We start from the raw sequence: 22607 nt of genomic DNA on the forward strand, positions 1-22607 counted from the left end.
CGCAACCAGGCGGCCGGCCACGCCCGTCCGGAGCCGCGCAGTGACATCGCCCAGCACCAGCCTCAGCCTGGTCGACACCGACCCCGCCGAACTCGCCGTCGACGCCGTCGTCATCGGGTTGCACAGCCAGACGGCGGACGACCCGGGCTCTGGCGCCGACGCCGCCGCGGCCCTGCTCCTCGCGACCGGCGCGGAGAGCATCGCCGCGGCGTTCGACGGCCGGCTGACGGAGACCCTGGCGCTGCTGGGCGCCACCGGCGGCCCGGGTGAGGTGATCAAGCTGGCCACCCTGGGCACCATCACGGCGCCGCTGGTCGTCGCCGTCGGGCTCGGTGCCGAGCCCACCGGCGCCGCCCCGGCACCGGAGACGCTGCGCCGGGCGGCCGCCTCGGCCGTCCGGGCGCTGGCCGGCGCCGAGCGGGTCGCGCTGACCCTTCCGCTGCCCGACGACGAGGACGGTCCGGCCGCGCTGCGCGCCACCGCCGAGGGTGCGCTGCTCGGGGCGTACCGGTTCGCCGGCTACAAGACCCGGCCGCAGCCGACCCGCCGCTCGCCGGTCGCCGCGATCGCGGTGCACGTGCCGGACGCCGGTGACGACCGGGCCCAGGCGGAGATCACCCGGGCCGGTGTGGTGGCCCGGGCCGTCACCCGTACCCGGGACTGGGTGAACACGGCGCCGAACGAGCTGCGCCCGCCCTCCTTCGCCGACTCGGTGGCCGCCGCCGCCCGGGAGGCGGGGCTCGGCGTGGAGGTCCTCGACGAGCAGGCGCTGGCCGCCGGCGGCTACGGCGGCATCCTGGCCGTCGGGCTCGGCTCGGAGGCGCCGCCCCGGCTGGTGAAGCTCAGCTACGAGCCGGCCGCCGCCGGTGCCGCCGGGTCGGTGAAGCGGCTCGCGCTGGTGGGCAAGGGCATCACCTTCGACACCGGGGGCGTCTCGATCAAGCCGGCCCAGGGCATGTGGGAGATGAAGTCCGACATGGCCGGCGCGGCGGCGGTCGCCGCGACGATGCTGGCGGTCGCCGAGCTGAAGCCGGCGGTGGCGGTGACGGCGTACCTGCCGATGGCCGAGAACATGCCGTCGGCCACCGCGTACCGGCCGGGCGACGTGGTGACGATGTACAACGGCAAGCGGGTCGAGGTGCTCAACACCGACGCCGAGGGGCGGATGATCCTCGGTGACGCGATGGCCCGGGCCTGCGAGGACGGCTGCGACTACCTGGTCGAGACCTCGACGCTGACCGGCGGCCAGGTGGTGGCGCTGGGCAAGCGGGTGGCCGGGGTGATGGGCAGCACCGACCTCTGCCAGCGGGTCCAGCAGGCCGGCGACGCGGCCGGCGAGCCGACCTGGCCGATGCCGCTGCCGGACGACGTCCGCAAGGGCATGGACTCCGAGGTCGCCGACATCTCCCAGGTGAACGCGTCGATGGACCGGGCCGGTCACATGCTCCAGGGCGGTGTCTTCCTGCGCGAGTTCGTCGCCGACGAGGTGCCGTGGGCGCACATCGACATCGCCGGGCCGAGCTACCACTCGGGCGAGCCGACCGGGTACTGGACCAAGGGCGGCACCGGGGTGCCGGTGCGTACCCTGCTGGAGCTGGTCGACGACATCGCCGCGAACGACTGACGCCGTGCGCCGCCGACCCCTCCGGCGGGGTCGGCGGCCGGGCGGTCAGGCCGTGGGCCGCCGCTTGCGGCGCTCGTTGAAGTCGCGCATCCGCTGCGGATAGCCGACCAGCCGCACGTCGTAGATCGGGATCGCCATCTTGTGCGCGAACCGCCGGGCGCCGTCCGGGCCGTCGATCCGGCGCCGGGTCCATTCGCCGTCGTGCGCGATCAGCATGACGGTGGTCTCGGTCACGGTCGTCCGGGGCTCGATGAACGCCTCGACACCGCGCTTCGACCGGACGAACTGTTCAAGATGGTCAAGATCGGCACGGCTGGCGGGACGGTCACCCGCCGTGACAACAGCCTTCTTGCGTCGGCGAAACCAGGCCAACCCGACCCTCTCCTCCCCGGCACGGCCGCCCCGCGACGAAACTGGCGACTTCCGGCAAGCGTACGTCCCGACGACGTGTCCTTGGGCACCTCGGTACGCGGCCCGCTTCCACTAGTGACAAGATGACCGAGGTGGGCGCTCCCCGGTCGGCGACTGTCAGTTCCGGAGAAAGTCCACGCCACGCCGGGCGGAGAACCCGACCGGGGTGGCGGTATGCCCGGTTGACCGGCATCACCCTCGTAGCAGCGACGCGACCTGGGAGTTAACTGTGAGCGAGCCGAACGGCGGAACGTTCGATGTCGTCATCCTCGGGGGTGGCAGCGGCGGGTACGCGGCGGCGCTGCGCGCCGCCCAACTGGACCTCTCGGTCGCGATGATCGAGAAGGGCAAGGTCGGCGGCACCTGCCTGCACAACGGCTGCATCCCCACCAAGGCGCTGCTGCACGCGGCCGAGATCGCCGACCAGACCCGCGAGTCGGAGCAGTTCGGTGTCAAGGCCGAGCTGGTCGGCATCGACATGGCCGGCGTCAACTCGTACAAGGACGGCGTGATCTCGCGGCTCTACAAGGGCCTGCAAGGACTCATCAAGGGCGCCAAGATCACCGTGGTCGAGGGTGAGGGCAGGCTCGTCTCCGCCGACACCGTCGAGGCGAACGGCGCCCGCTACACCGGCCGCAACGTCATCCTGGCCACCGGCTCGTACGCCCGGTCCCTGCCCGGCCTGGAGATCGACGGCGAGCGGGTGATCACCAGCGACCACGCCCTGACCCTGGACCGGGTGCCGACCTCGGCGATCGTGCTCGGCGGCGGCGTGATCGGCGTCGAGTTCGCCAGCGTCTGGAAGTCCTTCGGCGTCGACGTCACCATCATCGAGGCGCTGCCCCGGCTGGTCGCGGCCGAGGACGAGGAGTCCTCCAAGGCGCTGGAGCGGGCGTTCCGCAAGCGCGGCATCGCCTTCAAGACCGGCAAGCGGTTCGAGAAGGTGGAGCACACCGAGAAGGGCGTCAAGGTCACTATCGAGGGTGGCGAGACCTTCGAGGCCGAGGTGCTGCTGGTGGCCGTCGGCCGTGGCCCGAACACCGCCAACCTCGGCTACGAGGAGCAGGGCGTCAAGCTCGACCGGGGCTTCGTGATCACCGACGAGCGGCTGCGCACCGGGGTGCCGAACGTCTACGCCGTCGGCGACATCGTGCCCGGCCTCCAGCTCGCGCACCGGGGCTTCCAGCAGGGCATCTTCGTGGCCGAGGAGATCGCCGGCCGCAACCCTGCCGTGATCGACGAGAACGGCATCCCCCGGGTCACCTACTCCGACCCGGAGCTGGCCTCGGTCGGGCTCACCGAGGCCCGGGCCAAGGAGCAGTACGGCGCCGACAAGGTGAAGACCTACAACTACAACCTCGGTGGCAACGGCAAGAGCCAGATCCTCAAGACCGCCGGCTTCGTCAAGCTGGTACGGGTCGACGACGGTCCCGTGGTCGGCCTGCACATGGTGGGGGCCCGGGTCGGCGAGCTGGTCGGCGAGGCGCAACTCATCTTCAACTGGGAGGCGTACCCCGCCGAGGTGGCGCAGCTCATCCACGCCCACCCCACCCAGAGCGAGGCGCTCGGCGAGGCCCACATGGCCCTGGCCGGCAAGCCGCTGCACGCACACGCCTGACCACAGAATCTCCGCGCCCGCCCGGCACCAACCGGGCCAGGAACGCACAGGCCACGAAGGAGTCTTGAAAGATGCCGGTATCGGTCACCATGCCCCGGCTGGGCGAGAGCGTCACTGAGGGCACCGTCACCCGGTGGTTGAAGCAGGAGGGCGACCGCGTCGAGGTCGACGAGCCCCTGCTGGAGGTTTCCACCGACAAGGTCGACACCGAGATCCCCTCCCCGGCGGCCGGCGTGCTGGCCCGGATCGTGGTGAGCGAGGACGAGACCGCCGAGGTCGGCAGCGAGCTGGCGGTGATCGACGGCGACGGCGAGGCGGGCGGCGAGGCCCGGCCGGCCCAGCCGGAGGCGGCCGAGGCGGAGCAGGCACCCGCCGAGGCGGCGGCCCCGGCCGAGGAGCCGGCCGGCGAGCCGGAGCAGGCCGAGGAGCAGCAGCAGGCCGAGCCGGAGACGGTGGCCGCGCAGACCGCGCCGGCCGGCGACTCCGGCACCGTCCTCAAGATGCCGGCGCTGGGCGAGAGCGTCACCGAGGGCACGGTGACCCGCTGGCTGAAGGAGGTCGGCGACACCGTCGAGGCCGACGAGCCGCTGGTCGAGGTCTCCACCGACAAGGTGGACACCGAGATCCCCTCCCCGGTCGCCGGCACCCTGCTGGAGATCCGGGTCAGCCAGGACGAGACCGCGCCGGTCGGTGCCGACCTGGCGGTGATCGGTGCCGCCGGAGGTGCCGCCCCGGCCGCCGAACCGGCGAAGCCGGCTCCCGAGGCCGCGAAGCCGGCACCTGAGGCCGCGAAGCCGGCACCCGAGCCCGAGCCCGAGCCGGAGCCGGAGCCGGAGCCCGCGAAGCAGGCGGCACCGGCGGCCGGTGCGTCGTACCAGACCCCGGCGCCGGAGACCGAGCGTTCCGAGCAGCCGGCCCGGACCGAGCGGGCGGCCCAACCCGCCCCGACCGGTACCCGGGCTCCCGCGCCGGCCCCGGCGCCCTCCGGGGAGAACGGTGCCGGCTACGTCACCCCGCTGGTACGCAAGCTCGCCAGCGACCAGGGCGTCGACCTCTCCACCGTCAGCGGTACCGGGGTCGGTGGCCGGATCCGCAAGCAGGACGTACTCGAAGCGGCGGAGCGGGCCCGCGCGGCCGCGCAGGCCCCGGCCGCCCAGCCGGCCGCGGAGGCCGCCGCACCGGCCCCGAAGGCGGCACCGAAGGCGGAACCGAGCCCGCTGCGGGGCAGCACCCAGAAGCTGCCCCGGATCCGCGCGGTCATCGCCAAGCGGATGCAGGAGTCGCTGCACGAGATGGCGCAGCTCACCACCGTCGTCGAGGTGGACGTGACCAAGGTGGCCCGGTTGCGGGCCAGGGCCAAGGACACGTTCCTGCAGCGGCACGGGGTCAAGCTGTCGTTCCTGCCGTTCTTCGCGCTGGCCGCCGTCGAGGCGTTGCAGACCTACCCGGTGGTCAACGCCCGGATGGACCTCGACGGGGGGACGATCACCTACCCCGAGGCGGAGCACCTGGGCATCGCCGTCGACACCGAGCGCGGCCTGATGGTGCCGGTGATCCACAACGCGGGTGACCTGAACCTGGCCGGGATCGCCCGGCGGGTCGCGGATCTCGCCGAGCGGACCCGGACCAACAAGATCAGCCCGGACGAGATCGCCGGGGCCACCTTCACGCTGACCAACACCGGCAGCCGGGGTGCGCTCTTCGACACCCCGATCGTGCCGGCGCCGCAGTCGGCGATGCTCGGCACCGGCGCGGTGGTCAAGCGTCCGATGGTGGTCACCGACCCGCAGCTCGGCGAGGTGATCGTGCCGCGCTCGATGGTCTACCTGGCGCTCTCCTACGACCACCGGCTGGTCGACGGCGCGGACGCCGCCCGGTTCCTGACCGCGGTCAAGGAGCGGCTGGAGGCCGCCCAGTTCGAGGCCGAACTCGGGCTCGCCTGACCGCAGCAGCGTCTCGTACGGGGCGTCCGGCCATCGGCCGGGCGCCCCGTCGCCATTGCGGCGCCACCCCGCTCCGCCGTTCCGCCGGGGCGCCCGGAGCCGACCTCGGCCGATCCGGACGGAGTGGGCGAAGATACAGGGATGCGTATCCTGATCGCCGGCTCGTCCGGTTGGCTCGGCACCCGTCTGACCGATCGGCTCCGGGCCGCGGACCACGACGTCGTCCGGCTGGTCCGGCGCCGGACGCAGGGCCCGGACGAGGTGCGGTGGGATCCCGGCGCCGGTCAGCTCGACCCGGCGGTCCTGGTCGGCGTCGACGCGGTGGTCAACCTGGCCGGTGCCAACATCGGCGACCGACGCTGGACTCCCCGCTACAAGGAGGTGCTCCGGTCAAGCCGGGTCGACAGCACCGGGACGCTGGCCCGGGCCATCGCCGCACTGCCGGCCGAGCAGCGTCCCCGGACCCTGCTGAACGGCTCGGCGATCGGCTGGTACGGCGACACCGGTGACCGCCCGGTCGAGGAGGACGAGCCGGCCGGGGAGGGCTTCATGGCCGACCTGTGCCGGGTCTGGGAGGCGGCGACCGCCCCGGCCGAGCAGGCCGGGGTACGGGTGGTACGCCTGCGCATCGGCCTGCCGCTGGAGCACTCCGGCGGCCTGCTCAAGCCGCAGCTGCTGCCGTACCGGCTCGGCATCGCGGGCAAGTTCGGCAGCGGTCGGCAGTGGATTCCGTGGATCTCGATGGCCGACTGGCTGGCCGCGATGACGTTCCTGCTGGATCGCGAGGAGATCGCCGGGCCGGTCAACGTGGTCGGGCCGGCGCCGGTGACCAACGCCGAGTTCACCCGGGCGCTGGGCCGGACGCTGCACCGGCCGACGGTGATGCCGGTACCCGGGATCGCGCTGCGGATCCTGCTCGGTGAGCTGTCGGTCGAGTCGCTGCGCAGCCTGCGGGTGCTCCCCGGGGTGCTGAACCGGGCCGGTTTCGCCTATCGGCATCCCGACCTGGTCAGCGCGCTGGAAGCGGCGTTGCCCGGCCGCTGAACTGCCCCGTCGAACGCGGATCGAGGGTGCCGAAGCCGCCAAAGAGCCGACAGAAGCGAGAAGGTGTGCAAAAGTAGTTTCACCTTCCGTACCGGACAAAGCATCTGGTGTCCGGACATCGCAGTGGGCGGTCCGGCCGGGAAGGCGACCCGCGCCGCGAGCGGCGCCGCCAGGCTGGAGGCTCGATGACCGCCGAGGACCGGACCGGCCGACCGACCGTCCCGCCGCCACCACCGCGCAGGGCGGTCGCCGCCGCGCTCGCGCTCTCCGCCGGCCTGGCCGTCGCCGGTACGACTGTCGCGACCGTCAGCTGGCCGGGCGACCCGACCGGCATCACCGTCGCCGCGCCGGAGCCCGCAGAACCCGGCACGGTCACCTTCCGGGTGGTGCCCGCGCCGACGACCGCGGCACCGACGCCGCGACCGCCCACTCCCCGGCCGGCCCCCACGGGCCACCTTCCGGTCACCGGCGGCGGCGACCCGGTGCCCGGTTGGCTGCCGGCGCTCGGCGCCCTGCTGGTGCTGACCGGTGCCGTGACCGTCGTGGTCGCCCGCCGGTCCCGCCGCCCCGGCGGCGCGGAGCCGACCGGATAACCGGCCGGACCCCGCGCCGGGCGGTCGGGAGTCAGCGGTCAGCAGTCGCGCAGCTCCGGCGACTGGTTGCGGATCTGGGCGAGCGGCGAGACGAACCGCTGGTACGTCGTACCGCCCACCGCCCCCGGCCGGAACGCGGCCACCCGGTGGCAGTTCTGGAACGCCAGGCGTACCCCGAAGTGGCGTTCCAGCCCGCCCCGGATGGCGTCGCTGGCCAGTGCGCGGAGCAGTTGGCCCCGCTCCGCCTCACTCGGCGGCGGTACGGCATGGTCGGCGTAGTCGGCCGTGGTCGCGTGGACCCGGGCCGACACCTCGGCGACCACCGCCCAGGCGTACGGCAGGGAGCGCCGGACACAGTCGACGAACTCCTCGTCGTCGACCCGGCCGGCCTCGGCCCGCTCCAGCAGTGCGGTGGGTACGTCCAGGGACATTGTGTTCCTCCTGTCGTGGATTCGACCCGACCCGGGCTGGCTGGCCCGGACCGGCGGCACATCTCCGACCGGCACCACCGTTCGGGGTGCCGGCCACCGGGGCGGTCAGCGAACCGCCGCCTCCGACCCGGCCAGCGCCGGCGGTCCGGGCAGGTAGTCGGGGTCCACCTGGCCGGCCAGGTCCTCGCCGACCCGGTCGTTCGCCCAGGCGGCCGCGTTGCGCAGGTGGAACTCCACCGCGTGCCGCTGGAAGGTCGCCCAGTCCTGCACCTGTTCGTCGACAGTGACCCGGAGCAGGTCGAGCGCGGCCCGGTTGCCTGGCTCCAGGGCGTGCACCGGTGCCGGTACGCCCCGCTCGGCGCTGCGCACGTAGTCCGAGCGGGTCAGCCAGGTGAGCAGGTCGGCACCGACGTGCTGGCGCAGGAACTCGACGTCGCCCGCGTCGTCGACCTTGTTGCCGACCACGTGCACCCGGACGCCGTACTCCCGGGCGTAGCCGACGTACTGCCGGTAGACGCCGACGCTGCGCAGGGTCGGCTCGCAGACCAGGAAGGTCGCGTCGAACCGGGTGAAGAGCCCGGAGGCGAACGAGTCGGCCCCGGCGGTCATGTCCACCACCACGTACTCCCCCGGACCGTCGACCAGGTGGTTGAGCAGCAGCTCCACCGCGCCGACCTTGGCGTGGTAGCAGGAGACCCCGAGGTCGTCGGCGCCGAACGGGCCGGTCACCGCGAGCCGGACCCCGGCCACCTCGCGGACCACCGCCGCGTAGAGCGGGTTGTCGCCGTCGACCGGCAGCAGCCGGGAGCCGCGCCCCGGCGGGGTGGTCTTGACCATCGCCTCGACCGAGGAGATCCGCGGGTTCTCGCCGCGCAGGTACTCCTTGATCTGCGGCAGGTGGTCGCCGAGCGTCGGCAGCCGGGCCGCCTCCGCCTCGGTGGCGCCGAGCGCCGTCCCGAGGTGCTGGTTGATGTCGGCGTCGATGGCGAGCAGCGGCGGGGAGCCGCCGGCCGGGCCGGACGCGGCGAGATGCCGGGCGAAGAGGGCGGCCAGGGTGGTCTTGCCACTGCCGCCCTTGCCGACGAACGAGATTTTCACGGTACGGGTCCTCCGGTGCACTCTGCGACGTTAATCCAATTGGAAATCATTTCCATTGGACCCGTCAAGCTGCCCGCTTCCTCGGCGTGTCGGGCCGGGGTTGGTAACCTCCGGCCCGTGCCGCACTCCCCGCCCGCGCTCGCCGGGCCGACCTCGCCCCCGTCGCCGCCGTCGCCCACGCCCCCGGGCGCCCGACGGAGCCGCCGGACCGACCTGCTCGTCGCGCTGGTCGCGATCGTCGGAGCGGGCTGGGTCACCAGCGGACTCTGGCTCGACCCCAACGGCCGGGCGATCACCGTCAACTCCAGCGACCAGGCCCTCTTCGAGTGGCTCCTCGCGTACGGCGCGCACGCGCTCACCCACGGCCAGAACCCGTTCTTCACCGAGCTGGTGAACGTCCCGGACGGGGTCAACCTCGCGGTCAACACCTCGGTCACGGTCTACGCCGCCGTCTTCGCCCCGCTCACCTACTCCGTCGGCGCCCCGGCCACCTTCCTGGTGATCCTCACCGGCAACATCGCCGCCACGGCGTTCGGCTGGTACTGGCTGCTCTCCCGGAAACTCGTCCGGAGCACCCCGGCGGCGGTACTCGGCGGGCTCTTCATCGGCTTCGCCCCCGGCATGGTCGCGCACGCCAACGCCCACCTGAACTGGAGCGCCGGCTGGGTCGTCCCGATGCTGCTCTGGGGGATACTCCGGCTGCGCCGGCCCGGCCGGTGGCTCCGCAACGGACTGCTGCTCGGGCTGCTGGTGGCGATCGCCTTCTCCATCGCCGCCGAGGGGCTCTTCTTCACCGCCCTGGCCTGCGCGGTCTTCTTCGGCACCTGGGCACTCGACCGGCACCGCCGGGCCGAGGCGAGGGCGGCACTGCCGGACTTCCTGCGCGGGCTCGGCGTCACCGCGCTGGTGGCGTTCGTGCTGCTGGCGTACCCGCTGTGGCTGCACTTCCTCGGGCCGCAGCGGTTCCACGGCACCGGATTCGATCCGGTGATCCATGCCGAGGACATCGCCGCGTACGGGGCGTACCCGCAGCGGACCCTGGCCGGGGAGGCCGGGCTCGGCACCTCGCTGGCACCGAACCCGACCGAGGAGAACTCCTTCCTCGGGCTGCCGCTGCTGGTGCTGGCCGTGGTCTGCTTCGTCGTGCTGTGGCGGCGCGCCGGCCCGGAGCGCCGGGCCACGGTACGGGCGATCGGGGTGAGCACGCTGGTCTTCGCCGTACTCTCCTGGGGCCCCCGGGTGAAGATCTTCGGTACCCACACCGACGTGCCGCTGCCGTACGCCCTGCTCGGTCACCTGCCGGTCTTCAACGCCGCCCTGCCGTCCCGACTCGCCCTGGTGGTGGCCCCGCTGGTCGGGCTGCTGCTGGCGCACACCGTCGACCTGCTCCGGGCCGCCGCACCGTCCCGGCGGGCCCGGGCCGGCTGGATCGCCGGGTTCGCCGTGGCACTCTTGCCACTGCTGCCGGTGCCGCTGCTCACGACAGCCCGGGAACCGATCCCGGAGTTCGTCACCGCCGGCACCTGGCGGCAGTACGTCTCACCCGGCGGGGTATTCACCCCGCTGCCGCTCACCCTCGACCTGGCGCCGGACGGGCAACGCTGGCAGGCGTACGCGCTCAGCCACCGGCAGGGCGAGTTCCGGATCCCGTCCGGCTTCTTCCTCGGCCCCGGCGGGCCGGACGGCCGGGGCCGGATCGGGCCGGTGCCCCGGGCCACCGACGCGCTGCTGATGCGGGTGGCCGAGACCGGCGAACGGCCGGTGATCACCGACGCCGACCGGGCGGCCGCCCGGGCCGACCTGCGCTACTGGCGGGTCGAGGCGGTGGTGCTCACCGACCGGGCGCACGGGGCGAAGTTCCCGATCCACACCGACGCGCTGCGCGAGGTCACCACCGCGCTGCTCGGCCCCCCGGAGCGGGTCGCCGACGTCTGGCTCTGGCGCCTCACCCCCTAACCCCCACCCCCAACCCGACACCATCATGATCACGTAGCGTCCGGCCGACCGGGGGCAGCCGGACGCTACGTGGTCATGACGCTCACGCCGCTCCGGGATGTGCGGCGAGGATGCCGAGGGTGTAGGCGGCGGCGACCAGGCCGAGCATCAGCACCGCGACGCGGCGGAACCGGCGGGCCAGCGCCGGCAGTTCGGTCGGCAGCGCGAAGACCCGGCGCGGCCAGCCCCGCCAGGAAACCCACCAGAAGAGCGCGGTCGCGGCGGCCAGCAGCACCGCCTTGGCGGCGACCAGCAGCCACCAGCCGGTCGAGCGGTCGCCGGCCAGCAGCACCAGGACGAGTCCGGTCGCCCAGAGCACCCCGACCAGCCCGACCACGGGCCACCGGTTACCGTGCGCCAGCACCCGCTGCGCATCCTCCACCCGCTGCGCGTCCTCCGCCTCCTGCGCGTCATCCGCCTCCTGCCGCTCATCGGTTCTGCCGGAGGAGCCGCCGAGCATCCGGGTCAGTTTCGGCGCCACCACGAAGAGGCTGTACGCCATCGAGCCCAGCCACAGCGCCGAGACCCCGGCATGCAGCAGGATCATCGTGGTCGACAACGCGTCCATCCGGGCATCATCCCCGCCCCGGCCTCCGACCGCGCGCCGGTGAGCCCCGCCACGAACCGGAGCGACCCGCCGGTAGCCCACTAAGCTGGAGCGGTGACCAGCACAGTTGCCGGCTTGACCAGTCTCCGGCTCGGGACGGTCGACTATCTGGCGGCCTGGGACGAGCAGCGTCGGGTGCACGAGGCGGTGGTCGCCGGGGAGCGCCCGGACACCGTACTGCTGCTCGAACATCCCGACGTCTACACGGCCGGCAAGCGCACCGAGCCCTGGGACCGGCCGATCGACGGTACGCCGGTGATCGACGTGGACCGGGGCGGCAAGATCACCTGGCACGGTCCGGGGCAGCTCGTCGGCTATCCGATCCTCAAGCTCCCCGGCGCGGACACCGGGCTGCCGGTGGACGTCGTCGCCTTCGTCCGGCGCACCGAGCGGTTGCTGCTCGACGTCTGCGCCGAACTCGGCCTGCACACGGCGATGCTGGTCGAGGGGCGCAGCGGGGTCTGGGTGCCGGCCGACGAGCGCGGGCCGGAACGCAAGGTGGCCGCGATCGGCATCCGGGTGGCCCGGGGCGTGACCCAGCACGGCTTCTCGATCAACTGCGACTGCGATCTCGCCGCGTACGACCGGATCGTCGCCTGCGGGCTGCGCGACGTCGGCGTCACCTCGCTCAGCGCCGAACTCGACCGCCCCGTCACCACCGCCGAAGTGCTCCCCATCGTCGAGCGGCACCTCCGCACCCTGCTCCCCTGAGAGAGTGTTGTGATACCTCGGCGTGACCTTTGCTGACTCTTTGGACGAAGATCACTTCTGTGTCGTTGTGTTTGTAAACCGGCGTACGAGTCGTCGCTGACTGATCGGCAGTGGGCGGTGATCGAGAGCCGGGCGTTACGGTGGGCCATAGAGACCTCCGGTAGGTATGGGCGTCAGCACCTCACACCTCGCCGGAGGTCTCTCCATCGATCAAGCCGACACGCCGTCAACAACGCTCATGGTCACTACAGCTAGCTCCCCATCGGGTACGGGGTGGAGTCGGCTGCGGCGCCGGTTCCACCCGTACCGGTATCGGCTGGGCCCCAGTCGGTGTCGGCGGTGGTCAGCGGCGGCGGGCCAGGGTGAGGCCGTCGGCGATCGGCAGCATCACCAGGTCGACCCGCTCGTCGGCGAGTACCGCCTCGTTGAAGTCGGCGATCGCCCGGTCGGCCACGGTCTCCGGGGCGAGGACCCGGCCGCCCCGCAGCACGTTGTCCACCACGAGCAGCCCACCGGTACGCATCCTCGGCACCAACTCGGCCCAGTAGGTCGGGTAGCCCGTCTTGTCGGCGTCGACGAAGGCAAAATCGAGGTGTGGCTCGGAGGGGAGGGACCGTAGCGTCTCGGCGGCCGGGCCGATCCGCAGCTCGATCCGGTCGTCGACCCCGGCCCGCGCCCAGTACCGGCGGGCGACCGCCGTGTACTCCTCGGAGATGTCGAAGCAGGTCAACCGCCCGTCGGCGGGAAGGCCACGGGCGATCGCCAACGAGGAGAGCCCGGTGAATGTGCCGACCTCGACCGCCTGCCGGGCGTTCACCAGCCTGGTCAGAAAGGTGAGCAGCCCGGCTTGGTCCGGAGCGATCTGCATCCCGGCGTCGGCCGGCAACAGGGAGACCGTCTCGTCGATCAGCTCTCGGACGAGGGCGTCCGGCGGTGAGCCGTGCGCCAGGACGTACGCGTGGAGGTCATCGGTGAGCGGGATCGACTTCGTCGGCACCGCTCGACGCTATGCCAGGTTGGCGGCGGACGGTAGCGGTTCGGTCAGTGTGGGTCGTCCGCCGCTGTCGTCTCCGTCCCGAAGCCGGCACCGTTCGGGGCTGCCCGGTCAGTCCAGAGGTCGGTGATCCGCAGGTCGAGTTCGCCGAGCAGGTTGCGGAACAGCGGCAGGGAGAGCCCGATCACCGCCCCAGGATCGCCGTCCACCCGGTCGACGAACGGACCGCCCAGCCCGTCGATGGTGAACGCGCCCGCCACCTGCAACGGCTCGCCCGTCGCGACGTACGCGGCGATCTCGTCATCGGTGACCTCGGCGAAGTAGACGCCGGTGGCGGCGACCCGGGCCACCTCGCGCCCGGTCGACAGGTCGATCAGGCAGTGCCCGGTGTGCAGCACGCCGCTCTTGCCCCGCATCGCCTGCCAGCGACGGGTCGCCTCGTCCGCGTCGGCCGGCTTGCCGAGAATCTCCCCGTCGAAGGCGAGCACAGAATCACAGCCGAGGACGAGCGTACGGAGGTTGTGGTCGGGCTGCCTCCGGCTCTCGGCGCTGCTGCCGCTGTCGGTGCCGGCGCCACTGCCGCTGCCCGCGCTGGCGCCGCTGCCCGTGGTGGTGACATTGCTGTCGGTCAGGTCCGCGCCGAATCGCTCGGCGACGGTTCGGGCCTTCATCTGGGCCAGCGTGAGACTCAGCGCTTCGGGGGTCGACGGGTCCACCTGTGACTCGTCGACCCCGCTGACCAGCACCTCCGGCTCGATGCCAGCGGCCTGTAGGAGCTTGCGTCGGGCCGGGCTCGCGGAGGCGAGCACCAGCCGCAGCCGATTTTCCGTTCGCACGACGGCCAACGCTACCCGGCCCGACGAGGGCTACCCGCGCTCGGGCCGGGTGTGCGCATCGGTTCGATTCGGGACGGTTCGATTCCGGAGCGGCTCAGAGGCGTGGCTGCCGTCGCCGTAGCAGGAGCACCACCAGCAGGGTCACCAACAGACCGAGTACGACAAGCGCTATCAGGACACCGATCAGGATCGTCGAGCCGGCGTTCGACTTGTTCTCCGGCTCTGGAGCGGCGTTGTCAGCAGGCTGCGTCTGGGTGGGGCTGGGCGCGGCGCTAGCGCTCGGGTTGGCACTTCCCTCCAAGGGAGGTACGTCGGCCGTCAGCGCCTTGACCAGGTTCAGTACGCCGTACCCGTACTCCTCGTCGCGTCCCGGCGTTCCCTTGTCGTCGGCGGTAGCGGTGAGCCGATGTACGACTTCCTCAGCGGACAGATCCGGAAACTTGCTCCGTACGAGCGCAGCCGCCCCCGAGACGATAGCAGCAGAGTCAGACGTGCCTGAGGTTTTGCTATACCTGCCACCTTTGGCAGTGCTGTGAATATCAATGCCCGGCGCGGCAAGGACTACCTTTTTGCCAGTGACCGACGTGGTCGAGTAGTTGCCTTTGCGATCAGTGGCGCCGACCGCAACGACTCCTTCGAAGGCGGCAGGAAATCCAACGAGTATATGTCCCGGGCGATTCCCAGCCGATGCTACGACGACAATGTCCGCCTGGAGAGCAGCCTCGATTGCTTCACGGAGCCTCGACGACGATGACATGACGGCAGAGATGTTAATTACATCCACTTTCTTAGAAATTGCCCACTCTATCGCCTTCGCCGTATCGTCGGGGTCGCCCCCGCTCTTGCTCTTCGAGTCACGGATCGGGATAATCTTGGCCTTCGGAGCAACGCCTAGAACACCATTTGGGCCTCTCCCATGGGCTGCTATGAGCCCGGCCATGCTTGTTCCGTGTCCGCCTGGGTCACCATCCTCGCGGCCGTCGCCCGTTCCCCCTGAATATGCGACGGTGCCGGATAAGAGATTGTTGCGAAGGTCGGGGTGAGGATCAACACCGGTGTCGATTACGGCGATGGTGACCCTCTCGCCTTGGCTTATCTCGTGCGCATCAGCGATTTTGAGATATTTGAGGTGCCATTGATTGTTGCGTACCTGATCGGCGCGTGCTGGGGCGGCCGGCAAGACGGCGACGGCCGTGGCGCACAAGAGCGCCACGGCCGCACGTGCGGTGCGAGAAATCACCGCTTGTGGCCAATCGTTGGGCCTGGATCGATTCTGGTGCTTTCGCGACTTGGCATCATAACCGGCGCTACACCCTCGTCCGTCTCCCAAGGATTGTCGGGGTCCCAGTGTCGCCCTATTTCGTCGTCTTTGTTGTGATGGCCCGCTCGTGCTCCCGGGCCCATCCCAACGGTCTGACCTGTACTACCAAGGGACCGCCCCGACCCTGGGCGCTGTCCAGCCCCACCCGGTGTGGTGCCGCTTCCACCAATAACACCGCCAACTGGGTTGATGCGCTGTGCTGCTCCAGATATCGGAGCAGGTTGCGATAGGCCTATCCCCGGCTTTCCGCCGATCAGTCCTCCTGGAGGCATTGCCCGCGGACCTGTTCCAGCATTCGGGTTGAGGCCGGACTTAATCCCATTTTGCGTTAACGTCGAGGTCGTAGGATAACCAGAAGGTAGCGCGGACGGCTTGACTCCAGGCGGCAAACCCGGTGGCCGAGTGCCGGGCGGCAATCCAGGGGGAACCGGCGGAGGCGGCAGGCCCGGACCAATGGTGGGCGGTGGCGGTGGGATAACGCTTGGCGGCGTAGGTGGCACGGCCGGAGGTGCTATCGGGCCAGTGCCACCAAGGATCGGACCCATGCCAGGTACAGATGTGGTAGGAACGACGGTATGGACGGCTGGAGTTGCTGAGGGCGCATAGCTCGCCCCGCCGCCGGCTGGCATCGGCACAACGGGAGGAAGGACCGGAGGGCCGGAACTGCCCATAACGCTGCTCGTGCCACCTCCCGAGGGATCTTCTGAACCACCCGTCTGCTTATCGGTCTTCTTATACACGGGAGGCTTGCGCAGCTGTACCTGAGCGGTGGCGAGTTCGCTACTAAGTCCATACATAATGTGACGGGCGCGCCAGTTCAGGTCTTCCAGGTCGGCCTGGGTGGTCGGCTGCTGGCCCTCAGGAGGACGTCCGTTATTAGCCGTGACCGCAGCGTCGTACTGCTGCTTGGCCTTTTCCTTCGCGAGGTATTCCTTGTGGATTTCCTCAAGGTCCCTGCGTGACTCCCAAATTGCCTGGGTCACACCCGTTAAGGTCTGCTGGTTGGCGGCGGCCGTATCGTAGACGCCCTGTACCGTCTCGATGAGGTAGTCTAGTCGGGCGACGTAGGCTTTCGAGGCCTCGTTCTTTTCTGGCGGCCAAGCCTCGGCTAGATTCTCGCGGTATTGTTTCAATCGCGACAGGTGTAGCAAGGTGAGTTCGGAAGTCTTCCGCCAACCGCTCACGTGCTGCCAGTGCGTATCCGACTCTTGGTTCGCCAGCAGGGCCCACATCTGCGAGACATTCTGCGACGTCCAGTTGGTCGTACCGGAGATCTGGCCGCTCCGCCCGCCTCCGTCATCAAGCATCGGGGCTCCCCGTGTTTTCTGGGCCGCCCTGCGGCGGCGCTGCGCTCCGCGACCCGGGTGGCGGCGGTGCCGCTGCACCGGTCTGATCCAGCGCGTTCTCAACCTCCCGGACGCGGGCGTGCGAGAAGGCGTCGGAGTTGACGTAGTTCTTGCTGACGGTCTCAGCGGCGGTGGCGAGGCCGCCGGTGCCGTCGCCGACGTCCCAGATGCGGTTAGAGGTGTCCTGCTGGACATTCCGATGTGTGTCGAAGAACGACACGAGCTCGGGGAAGCCTTCGCTGGGCCGAGGCGGCTCGGGCAGCATGTCCGACTGGACTTCTTCCATGTGTGGGACGTAGTTCTTCTGGACCTCGGCCAGGAGCTGCTGGGCGAACTCTTCCATTCGCTGGATGTCAGCCTCTATGGCGCCGCCGTAGTCGCGCAGCCACGCAGGGCCGCGGTCTTCCTCAGGTATCACGTCTTCTCCCCAGGTGCTACGTACTGCCCCACACCAAGGTTAGTGGGTACGGGCCGGCGTGGGCAGCCCCGTCGGGGCGCCGAGAGCAGGTCAGTGAGGAAGGCCGGAGACCCGCCAGGCGTCACCACCGGTGTGGGCCGGCATGCCGGACCGGGACACCGTACCGGGGCGACCGCTCTGTGCCCAGGTCGACACGGCGGCGGGTCGGGCCGATGTGGTCGGTCGTGGACGGAGGAAGATCGCCCCGACCAGGGCGGCCAACTCCTCCGGGGTGGGGGTACCTCGGACCACCCGGAGCAGCGGTTCTTCGTCGGTCATGCCATTGAGGGTACGTCCTCGTCAATTGGTGGGCGTCTCAGATAGGCGTGCCGAGGGTGTGACTCTTGTTGCCGTTGGGTACCGTCCACGGGTGTCTAGTGCGCCTCCACAACTCATCGCTGACCGGTACCGACTTGTCGAGCCGCTCGGCCAGGGCGGGATGGGTCGGGTCTGGAAGGCGCGTGACGAGGTGCTGCACCGCGACGTCGCGATCAAGGAGTTGGTTCCGCCGCCGGGGCTGACCGAGGACGAGCGTCGGGAGATGCGCGAACGCTCGCTCCGCGAGGCACGGGCGATCGCCCGACTCAACCACGCGAACGTGGTCCGGGTCTTCGACGTACTGCGTACTGACGGTGATCCGTGGATCGTCATGGAGTACATCCCGTCGCGGTCGTTGCAGGACGTACTCGCCAGTGACGGGCCGGTGTCGCCGACCCGGGCCGCCGAGATCGGGCTCGGGGTGCTCGGCGCGCTGAAGTCCGCGCACCGGGCCGGGGTGATGCACCGGGACGTGAAGCCCGGCAACGTGCTACTCGGCGACGACGGCCGAGTGGTACTGACCGACTTCGGCCTCGCCACCGTGCCGGGTGACCCGAACGTGACCCGTACCGGACTGGTACTGGGGTCGCCCGCGTACATCGCGCCGGAGCGGGCGAAGGACGGCACGGCCGGGCCGGAGGGTGACCTCTGGTCGCTGGGCGCGACGCTCTACGCCGCCGTCGAGGGGCAGTCGCCGTTCGCCCGGCCCTCCGCGATCGCGACGTTGGCAGCGCTGGCCACCGAACCGCCGCCGGTGTCGCGCCGCGCCGGCCCGCTCAAGGCCGTGCTCGCGGGGCTGTTGCGCAAGGATCCGACGACGCGGATCAACGCCGAGGTGGCGGAGCGGTTGCTCCGTCGCGCGTCAGGCCGGCGCAGGAACCCGGGGCTGTCACTGCTTGACGGGGTACGCCGACCGGGGCCGCACGGCCCGCGCGAACCGGGCGAGCCGCGTACCCGGATCGTGCCGTTGCCGTCGCCCCGGCAGGCCCCCGCCGCGCCACCGACCGCACCGCCCCCTGCCCCGGCGACGCCGCCGGCCGCCGAGACGACCAAGTTGCCGGCGTCTCCACCGGCTGCCGAGACGACCAAGCTCCCGGCCGCCCCGCCGGCTGCCGAGACGACGAAGCTGCCCGCCCCGCCGGCCGAGAAGGAGCCGGCGGCGGAGGCACCCGCAGCGGAGGTGTCGGAGGAACCCGCCAGCTCGGACAGCGCCCGCCCGCCCGCCGAGCCGACCGTCGTCGTGGTGCCCGGACAGTCGGCCGACGAGGTCGAGGCGAAGTCGGAGCCAGCGCCAACTGCGGTCCAGCCGAAGGCGGAAACCTCGTCCTCAGAGCAGTCGCCGGCAGACCACCAGGCAGACCAGGCAGCTCGGCAGGCAGACCAGGCGGCGCAGCCGGAGAACCTGGTGGCGCAGCCGGCGGGCCGGGCGGCGGTCCCGACGAGCCGCGACGAAGAGTACGGCGACCGGCGTGGCCCGCTGGCCGCCGTCGCGGCCGGCAACCGCCGGATGTGGCTGCTCGGCGGGCTGGTCGTACTCCTCCTGCTCGCCCTCGTCGTGATCGTGCCGCTGACCCGCGACGGCGAGTCGGGCAGCGAGGACCGGAACCCGAGTTCCGGTTCCGCACCGACGAGCCAACCGCCGGGTACGCCGTCCGCCGATCCCACCAGCGCACCCCCGGAGCCCACACCGGCGGCGACCACCGCTCAGCCGGCCCAGCCGCCGGTGACGCCGACGGGTCAGGCCGCTCCGCAGCTACCGGCGGGTTGGAAGCTGCACCAGGACCGAACCGGGTTCGCCGTGCCGGTGCCGAACGGGTGGACGGTCAGCAGGGAGGGGCCGCGGGTCAAGTTCAACGATCCCGACAGCCGCCGCTTCCTGATGATCGACCAGACGAACGATCCTCGGCCGGATCCCGTCGCGGACTGGACGGAGCAGGAGCGGTATCGACGGGGCGACTACACGAATTACCAGCGGGTGACGATCCGGTCGGTCGACTACTGGCTGAAGGCCGCCGACTGGGAGTGGCTGCACGACGAGGGCGGAGTGCGGATGCACGTCCGTAACCGGGGCTTCGTCACCAGCAGCAAGAAGGCGTACGCGATCCGCTGGGACACCGAGGCGGCCGACTGGGACCGTGAACTCGCCACCTTCAAGATCATCGCGGACGGGTTCCGACCCGCGAAGAGTTGACAGGCATGACCTCACTTTCATCGGGGTAGTGATGATCTCGACGGAAGGAGGTACGACTGATGCGTTCCCGACATCATGCGACGAAGCCGAGCATTGCACTGTGGATGCTGGTTGCGATCGGCGATCTCGCCATACTGGTGGCGAGCGTCGGAATGGTCGCGCTGATCGCGCTCGCGAGCGTCGTCACCGTGGCCGTCGCTACGGTCGGCGCTTGGTTCTTGCTGCGGCGAGGCGTGCAGAACCAGACGGCGGTGCCAGCCCAGGTCGCCATGCCCACGACGGGCCCGGCGCAGGCGGGGTCCGCCGCGCAGCTCCGCTGAGACTGGACAACGAGGGATAGCGACAGCGAGGGATAGCGGCAGCCGGATCAGTTATCGACCGGAGAGGTGATGACAGGTCCCGCTGCCGCTAACTCATGTCAGGGCTGCGGCCAGCGGCTGTTGAGTCGTCGCGCCACCTCCGCGATGTCGTGCCGGTCCCGGGCGAGCAGGTCACTGCGGGCGTCGCGGTAGCGTGGACAGGGCCAGCGACGCCGGCACGCGACACACCGCCACAAGCCGAGTAGCCGCCACAGTGGCGCCGGGCGATGTCGTTCGACGATTGCCATGGAGCGGTCGCGTTCCATTGCGGACCTCCGGCGGTTGTGGGGCGCGCGACGGCTCGCCGGGCTGTCGGAGGGAGACGAGCCGCCGCGCGGGAGACCGACCCACCAGGCTGCGGACCAGGAGAAATCGGCTACCTGAACATAGGGCATCTAGATGCTTCAGGCAACCCTTGATGCATCCTTAGGCATCCTTAGGCTTGTGCAGGCACGAGGCGCGTGATCGAATACTCCTGCGGACCAGGGAGTATCGGTGACAACATCAAAGACCCAGAAGATCATTGATGACATCACCCGCAAGATCGCGGCGGGTGAACTGAAGCCTGGCGACCAAATCCCCAGCGCGGCCGACCTGCGTGCCGAATACGGCGTCTCCATCACGGTGGTTCGGGGCGCCATCAACTGGCTCAAGGCAACCGGCGCGGTCAAGGGCGTGCCGGGTGTCGGAGTCTTCGTGGCCGAGGGCAAGGAATAGGCAGCCCGCTGGGCAGCGGCGACGTGAGCTAGGCTCGCTCGGATGTCAGTGGACGGCTTGACAGACCTCTGGGACAAGCTCTTCGGGGCGCAGCCCGACCCACCCCCGCTGCTGGTCCTGATCACCGGGCTGGTGGCCCTCACCGTGGTGCTCACTCGGCTGCCCTGGCGGATCGGCCGCAACGCCATCACGATCGCGCACGAGGGTGGGCACGCGCTCGCGGCCGTACTCACCGGACGTCGTCTCCAGGGCATCCGGCTGCACTCGGACACCTCCGGGCTGACCCTGTCGGCGGGCCGGCCGACCGGTCCCGGGATGGTATTCACCCTGCTCGCCGGCTATCTGGCACCGTCGCTGATCGGGCTGGCCGGTGCCTGGGTACTCGGCGGAAACCGGATCACTCTGCTGCTCTGGGTCGCGGTCGCACTGCTGCTCGCCATGCTGGTGATGATCCGCAACGTCTTCGGCATCATCTCCATCGTGGTCACCACCGGGGTCGTACTCGGGGTCTCCTGGATGGCGTCGCCGGAGGTACAGGCGGCATTCGCGTACACCGGGGTCTGGTTCCTGTTGCTCGGCGGCGTACGGCCGGTGGGTGAACTCCAGACGCTGCGGCGGCGCGGTCAACTGCCGCAGTCGGACGCCGACCAGCTCGCCTGGCTGACCCGGGTACCGGGCCTGGTCTGGGTCGGGGTCTTCGGCGCGGTCAACCTGATCGCCCTGCTGGCCGGAGCCGCCCTGCTCACCGGCCCGATACTGAACTCCACCGGCCTGCCCGGCTGACCAGCGGGCCGGGCCGAACGCCGACCACGCCGAGCCGACCACGCTGAGCGGCCGAGGAAACAGGGGACGAGATGCGTTACGTGATCATCGGTGCCGGCGCGGTCGGCGGCACCATCGGGGTACGGCTCGGCGAGGCCGGCCGGGACGTGACCCTGGTGGCCCGGGGCGCGCACCTGGCCGCGATCCGGGCGCACGGGCTGACCCTGAACACCCCGGACGGCGAGTACGTCGGCCGGCTCCCCGCCATCGGCGACCCCGCCACGGACCGAGTCGACCAGCCGCTGACCCCGGACACCGTGCTGGTGTTGACGGTGAAGTCGCAGGACACCGAGGCCGCGCTGCGGAGCTGGGCCGACCTCCCGGTCCAGGGCGGCGGCACGGCGGCAGAGCGGCTGCCGCTGCTGACCGCGCAGAACGGGGTGGCGAACGAGCGCGCCGCCGCCCGGCTCTTCGACCGGGTCTATCCGGTCTGCGTCTGGCTCCCGGCGACCCACCTCGAACCCGGACGGGTGGTGGCCAGCGGTCACCCGTACTCGGGGATGCTGCATCTCGGCGCCTTCCCACACGGTTCCGACGACCTCGCGCGGCGGATCGGCGCGGACCTGGCGGCGGCCCGGTTCCTCGCCCCGGTCCGCGACGACGTGATGCGCTGGAAGTACGGCAAGCTGCTGCGCAACCTCGGCAACGGCGTCCAGGCGCTCTTCGGCCTCTCGGTCGGCGGTACCGCATCCGGGGCCGACGACCGGCGGGCGGCCCGGGCGGCCGAGCTGCTCGCGGCGGTACTGGCCGAGGGGGAGGCGGCGCTCGACGCGGCCGGGATCGGCTACACCTCGCGGGCGGAGGAAGCCGACGAGCGCGGTGACCGGGTCGAGGCGGTACCGGTGGCCGGGCAGCCCCGGCAGGGCGGCTCGACCTGGCAGAGCCTCGCCCGGGACGCCGGATCGGCCGAGACGGACTACCTCAACGGCGAGATCGTGCTGCTCGGCCGGCTGCACGGGGTGCCGACCTCGGCGAATGCGGCGGTGCAGCGGGCAATGCGCCGGGCGGTCCGCGAACACATCCCGGCCGGCGAGTTCCCGATCGCCGACCTGACCTGAGCTGACCTGAGCTGACCTGACCTGAGCTGACCTGAGCTGACCTGAGCTGACCTGACCGGTCCCGCCGAGCCCAGACCGAAGGGCATCGTTGCCGAACAGTTTGCACCCGACCC

Annotated in this window: 21 protein-coding genes; 12 read left to right on the forward strand and 9 right to left on the reverse strand. The window is 71.0% G+C overall.

Translation table 11 applies throughout. From position 1 onward, the window contains the following. The first annotated feature begins 40 nt into the window (after positions 1–40). Positions 41–1624: a leucyl aminopeptidase gene (locus C6361_RS35130; protein WP_107270456.1), complete on the forward strand. Its 1584-nt coding sequence runs from the start codon at positions 41–43 to the stop codon at positions 1622–1624. Between the two features lie 45 nt (positions 1625–1669). Here C6361_RS35130 and C6361_RS35135 read toward each other — a convergent pair whose 3' ends face one another. After that, the gene (locus tag C6361_RS35135) at positions 1670–1996 is read right to left on the reverse strand and encodes a hypothetical protein (RefSeq protein ID WP_107261624.1); all 327 of its coding nucleotides are present in this window, start codon (positions 1994–1996) and stop codon (positions 1670–1672) included. Between the two features lie 268 nt (positions 1997–2264). On the opposite strand from C6361_RS35135, the gene lpdA reads away from it, so the two are divergent. The 4 genes from lpdA (at position 2265) to C6361_RS35155 (ending at position 7233) form a co-directional block, all read left to right on the forward strand. Beyond that, positions 2265–3653, forward strand: coding sequence for a dihydrolipoyl dehydrogenase (lpdA, locus tag C6361_RS35140; RefSeq protein ID WP_107270457.1), 1389 nt, complete (start codon positions 2265–2267; stop codon positions 3651–3653). Between the two features lie 71 nt (positions 3654–3724). Next, positions 3725–5596 (forward strand): 2-oxoglutarate dehydrogenase, E2 component, dihydrolipoamide succinyltransferase, encoded by a 1872-nt coding sequence (gene sucB / locus C6361_RS35145; protein WP_107270458.1) that lies wholly within the window; start codon positions 3725–3727, stop codon positions 5594–5596. 141 nt (positions 5597–5737) lie between these two features. Continuing rightward, entirely contained in the window at positions 5738–6640 is a 903-nt protein-coding gene (locus C6361_RS35150) for a TIGR01777 family oxidoreductase (protein WP_107270459.1), read from the forward strand. A gap of 185 nt (positions 6641–6825) precedes the next feature. Beyond that, a complete protein-coding gene (locus C6361_RS35155; RefSeq protein WP_107270460.1) occupies positions 6826–7233 on the forward strand; it encodes a hypothetical protein in 408 nt (135 codons plus the stop codon). Between the two features lie 38 nt (positions 7234–7271). Here the strand turns inward: C6361_RS35155 and C6361_RS35160 are convergent, their stop codons facing one another. After that, positions 7272–7664: an SCO5389 family protein gene (locus tag C6361_RS35160; RefSeq protein WP_107261634.1), complete on the reverse strand. Its 393-nt coding sequence runs from the start codon at positions 7662–7664 to the stop codon at positions 7272–7274. Between the two features lie 105 nt (positions 7665–7769). Beyond that, positions 7770–8762, reverse strand: a complete 993-nt coding sequence (locus C6361_RS35165) for an ATP-binding protein (protein ID WP_107270461.1) — start codon at positions 8760–8762, stop codon at positions 7770–7772. Between the two features lie 117 nt (positions 8763–8879). Between C6361_RS35165 and C6361_RS35170 the strand changes: the two genes are divergently transcribed. After that, positions 8880–10718, forward strand: coding sequence for a DUF2079 domain-containing protein (locus C6361_RS35170; protein ID WP_107270462.1), 1839 nt, complete (start codon positions 8880–8882; stop codon positions 10716–10718). 82 nt (positions 10719–10800) lie between these two features. On the opposite strand, the gene C6361_RS35175 is transcribed toward C6361_RS35170, so the two are convergent. After that, positions 10801–11325: a hypothetical protein gene (locus C6361_RS35175; RefSeq protein ID WP_107270463.1), complete on the reverse strand. Its 525-nt coding sequence runs from the start codon at positions 11323–11325 to the stop codon at positions 10801–10803. A gap of 93 nt (positions 11326–11418) precedes the next feature. Between C6361_RS35175 and lipB the strand changes: the two genes are divergently transcribed. Beyond that, on the forward strand, positions 11419–12075 hold the full coding sequence (gene lipB / locus C6361_RS35180; protein WP_107270464.1) for a lipoyl(octanoyl) transferase LipB: 657 nt from the start codon (positions 11419–11421) through the stop codon (positions 12073–12075). A 343-nt stretch (positions 12076–12418) separates the two neighbouring features. Here lipB and C6361_RS35185 read toward each other — a convergent pair whose 3' ends face one another. From C6361_RS35185 to C6361_RS35210, 5 genes are all read right to left on the reverse strand, one after another. Continuing rightward, on the reverse strand, positions 12419–13072 hold the full coding sequence (locus C6361_RS35185; protein WP_107257803.1) for an O-methyltransferase: 654 nt from the start codon (positions 13070–13072) through the stop codon (positions 12419–12421). A gap of 44 nt (positions 13073–13116) precedes the next feature. Beyond that, the gene (locus tag C6361_RS35190; protein ID WP_107270465.1) at positions 13117–13905 is read right to left on the reverse strand and encodes a nucleoside triphosphate pyrophosphatase; all 789 of its coding nucleotides are present in this window, start codon (positions 13903–13905) and stop codon (positions 13117–13119) included. A 94-nt stretch (positions 13906–13999) separates the two neighbouring features. Then, positions 14000–15118: a type VII secretion-associated serine protease mycosin gene (mycP, locus tag C6361_RS35195; protein ID WP_234359194.1), complete on the reverse strand. Its 1119-nt coding sequence runs from the start codon at positions 15116–15118 to the stop codon at positions 14000–14002. Positions 15119–16525: 1407 nt separating this feature from the next. Continuing rightward, positions 16526–16990 carry a hypothetical protein gene (locus C6361_RS35205; protein ID WP_107270468.1) on the reverse strand — a complete coding sequence of 155 codons (465 nt, stop codon included), beginning with the start codon at positions 16988–16990 and terminating at the stop codon, positions 16526–16528. A gap of 90 nt (positions 16991–17080) precedes the next feature. After that, positions 17081–17308, reverse strand: coding sequence for an acyl-CoA carboxylase subunit epsilon (locus C6361_RS35210; protein ID WP_107270469.1), 228 nt, complete (start codon positions 17306–17308; stop codon positions 17081–17083). Between the two features lie 91 nt (positions 17309–17399). Between C6361_RS35210 and C6361_RS35215 the strand changes: the two genes are divergently transcribed. From C6361_RS35215 to C6361_RS35235, 5 genes are all read left to right on the forward strand, one after another. Then, on the forward strand, positions 17400–19538 hold the full coding sequence (locus tag C6361_RS35215) for a serine/threonine-protein kinase (RefSeq protein WP_107270470.1): 2139 nt from the start codon (positions 17400–17402) through the stop codon (positions 19536–19538). Between the two features lie 59 nt (positions 19539–19597). Continuing rightward, on the forward strand, positions 19598–19858 hold the full coding sequence (locus C6361_RS35220) for a hypothetical protein (protein ID WP_107257807.1): 261 nt from the start codon (positions 19598–19600) through the stop codon (positions 19856–19858). Between the two features lie 534 nt (positions 19859–20392). Beyond that, entirely contained in the window at positions 20393–20614 is a 222-nt protein-coding gene (locus tag C6361_RS35225) for a winged helix-turn-helix domain-containing protein (protein WP_107270471.1), read from the forward strand. Between the two features lie 42 nt (positions 20615–20656). Further along, positions 20657–21397: a M50 family metallopeptidase gene (locus C6361_RS35230; RefSeq protein ID WP_107257809.1), complete on the forward strand. Its 741-nt coding sequence runs from the start codon at positions 20657–20659 to the stop codon at positions 21395–21397. A 71-nt stretch (positions 21398–21468) separates the two neighbouring features. Then, positions 21469–22494, forward strand: coding sequence for a ketopantoate reductase family protein (locus tag C6361_RS35235; protein WP_107270472.1), 1026 nt, complete (start codon positions 21469–21471; stop codon positions 22492–22494). The last annotated feature ends 113 nt before the right edge of the window (positions 22495–22607 follow it).

Origin of the sequence: Plantactinospora sp. BC1, from assembly GCF_003030345.1 — a bacterium.
GTDB lineage: Bacteria > Actinomycetota > Actinomycetes > Mycobacteriales > Micromonosporaceae > Plantactinospora.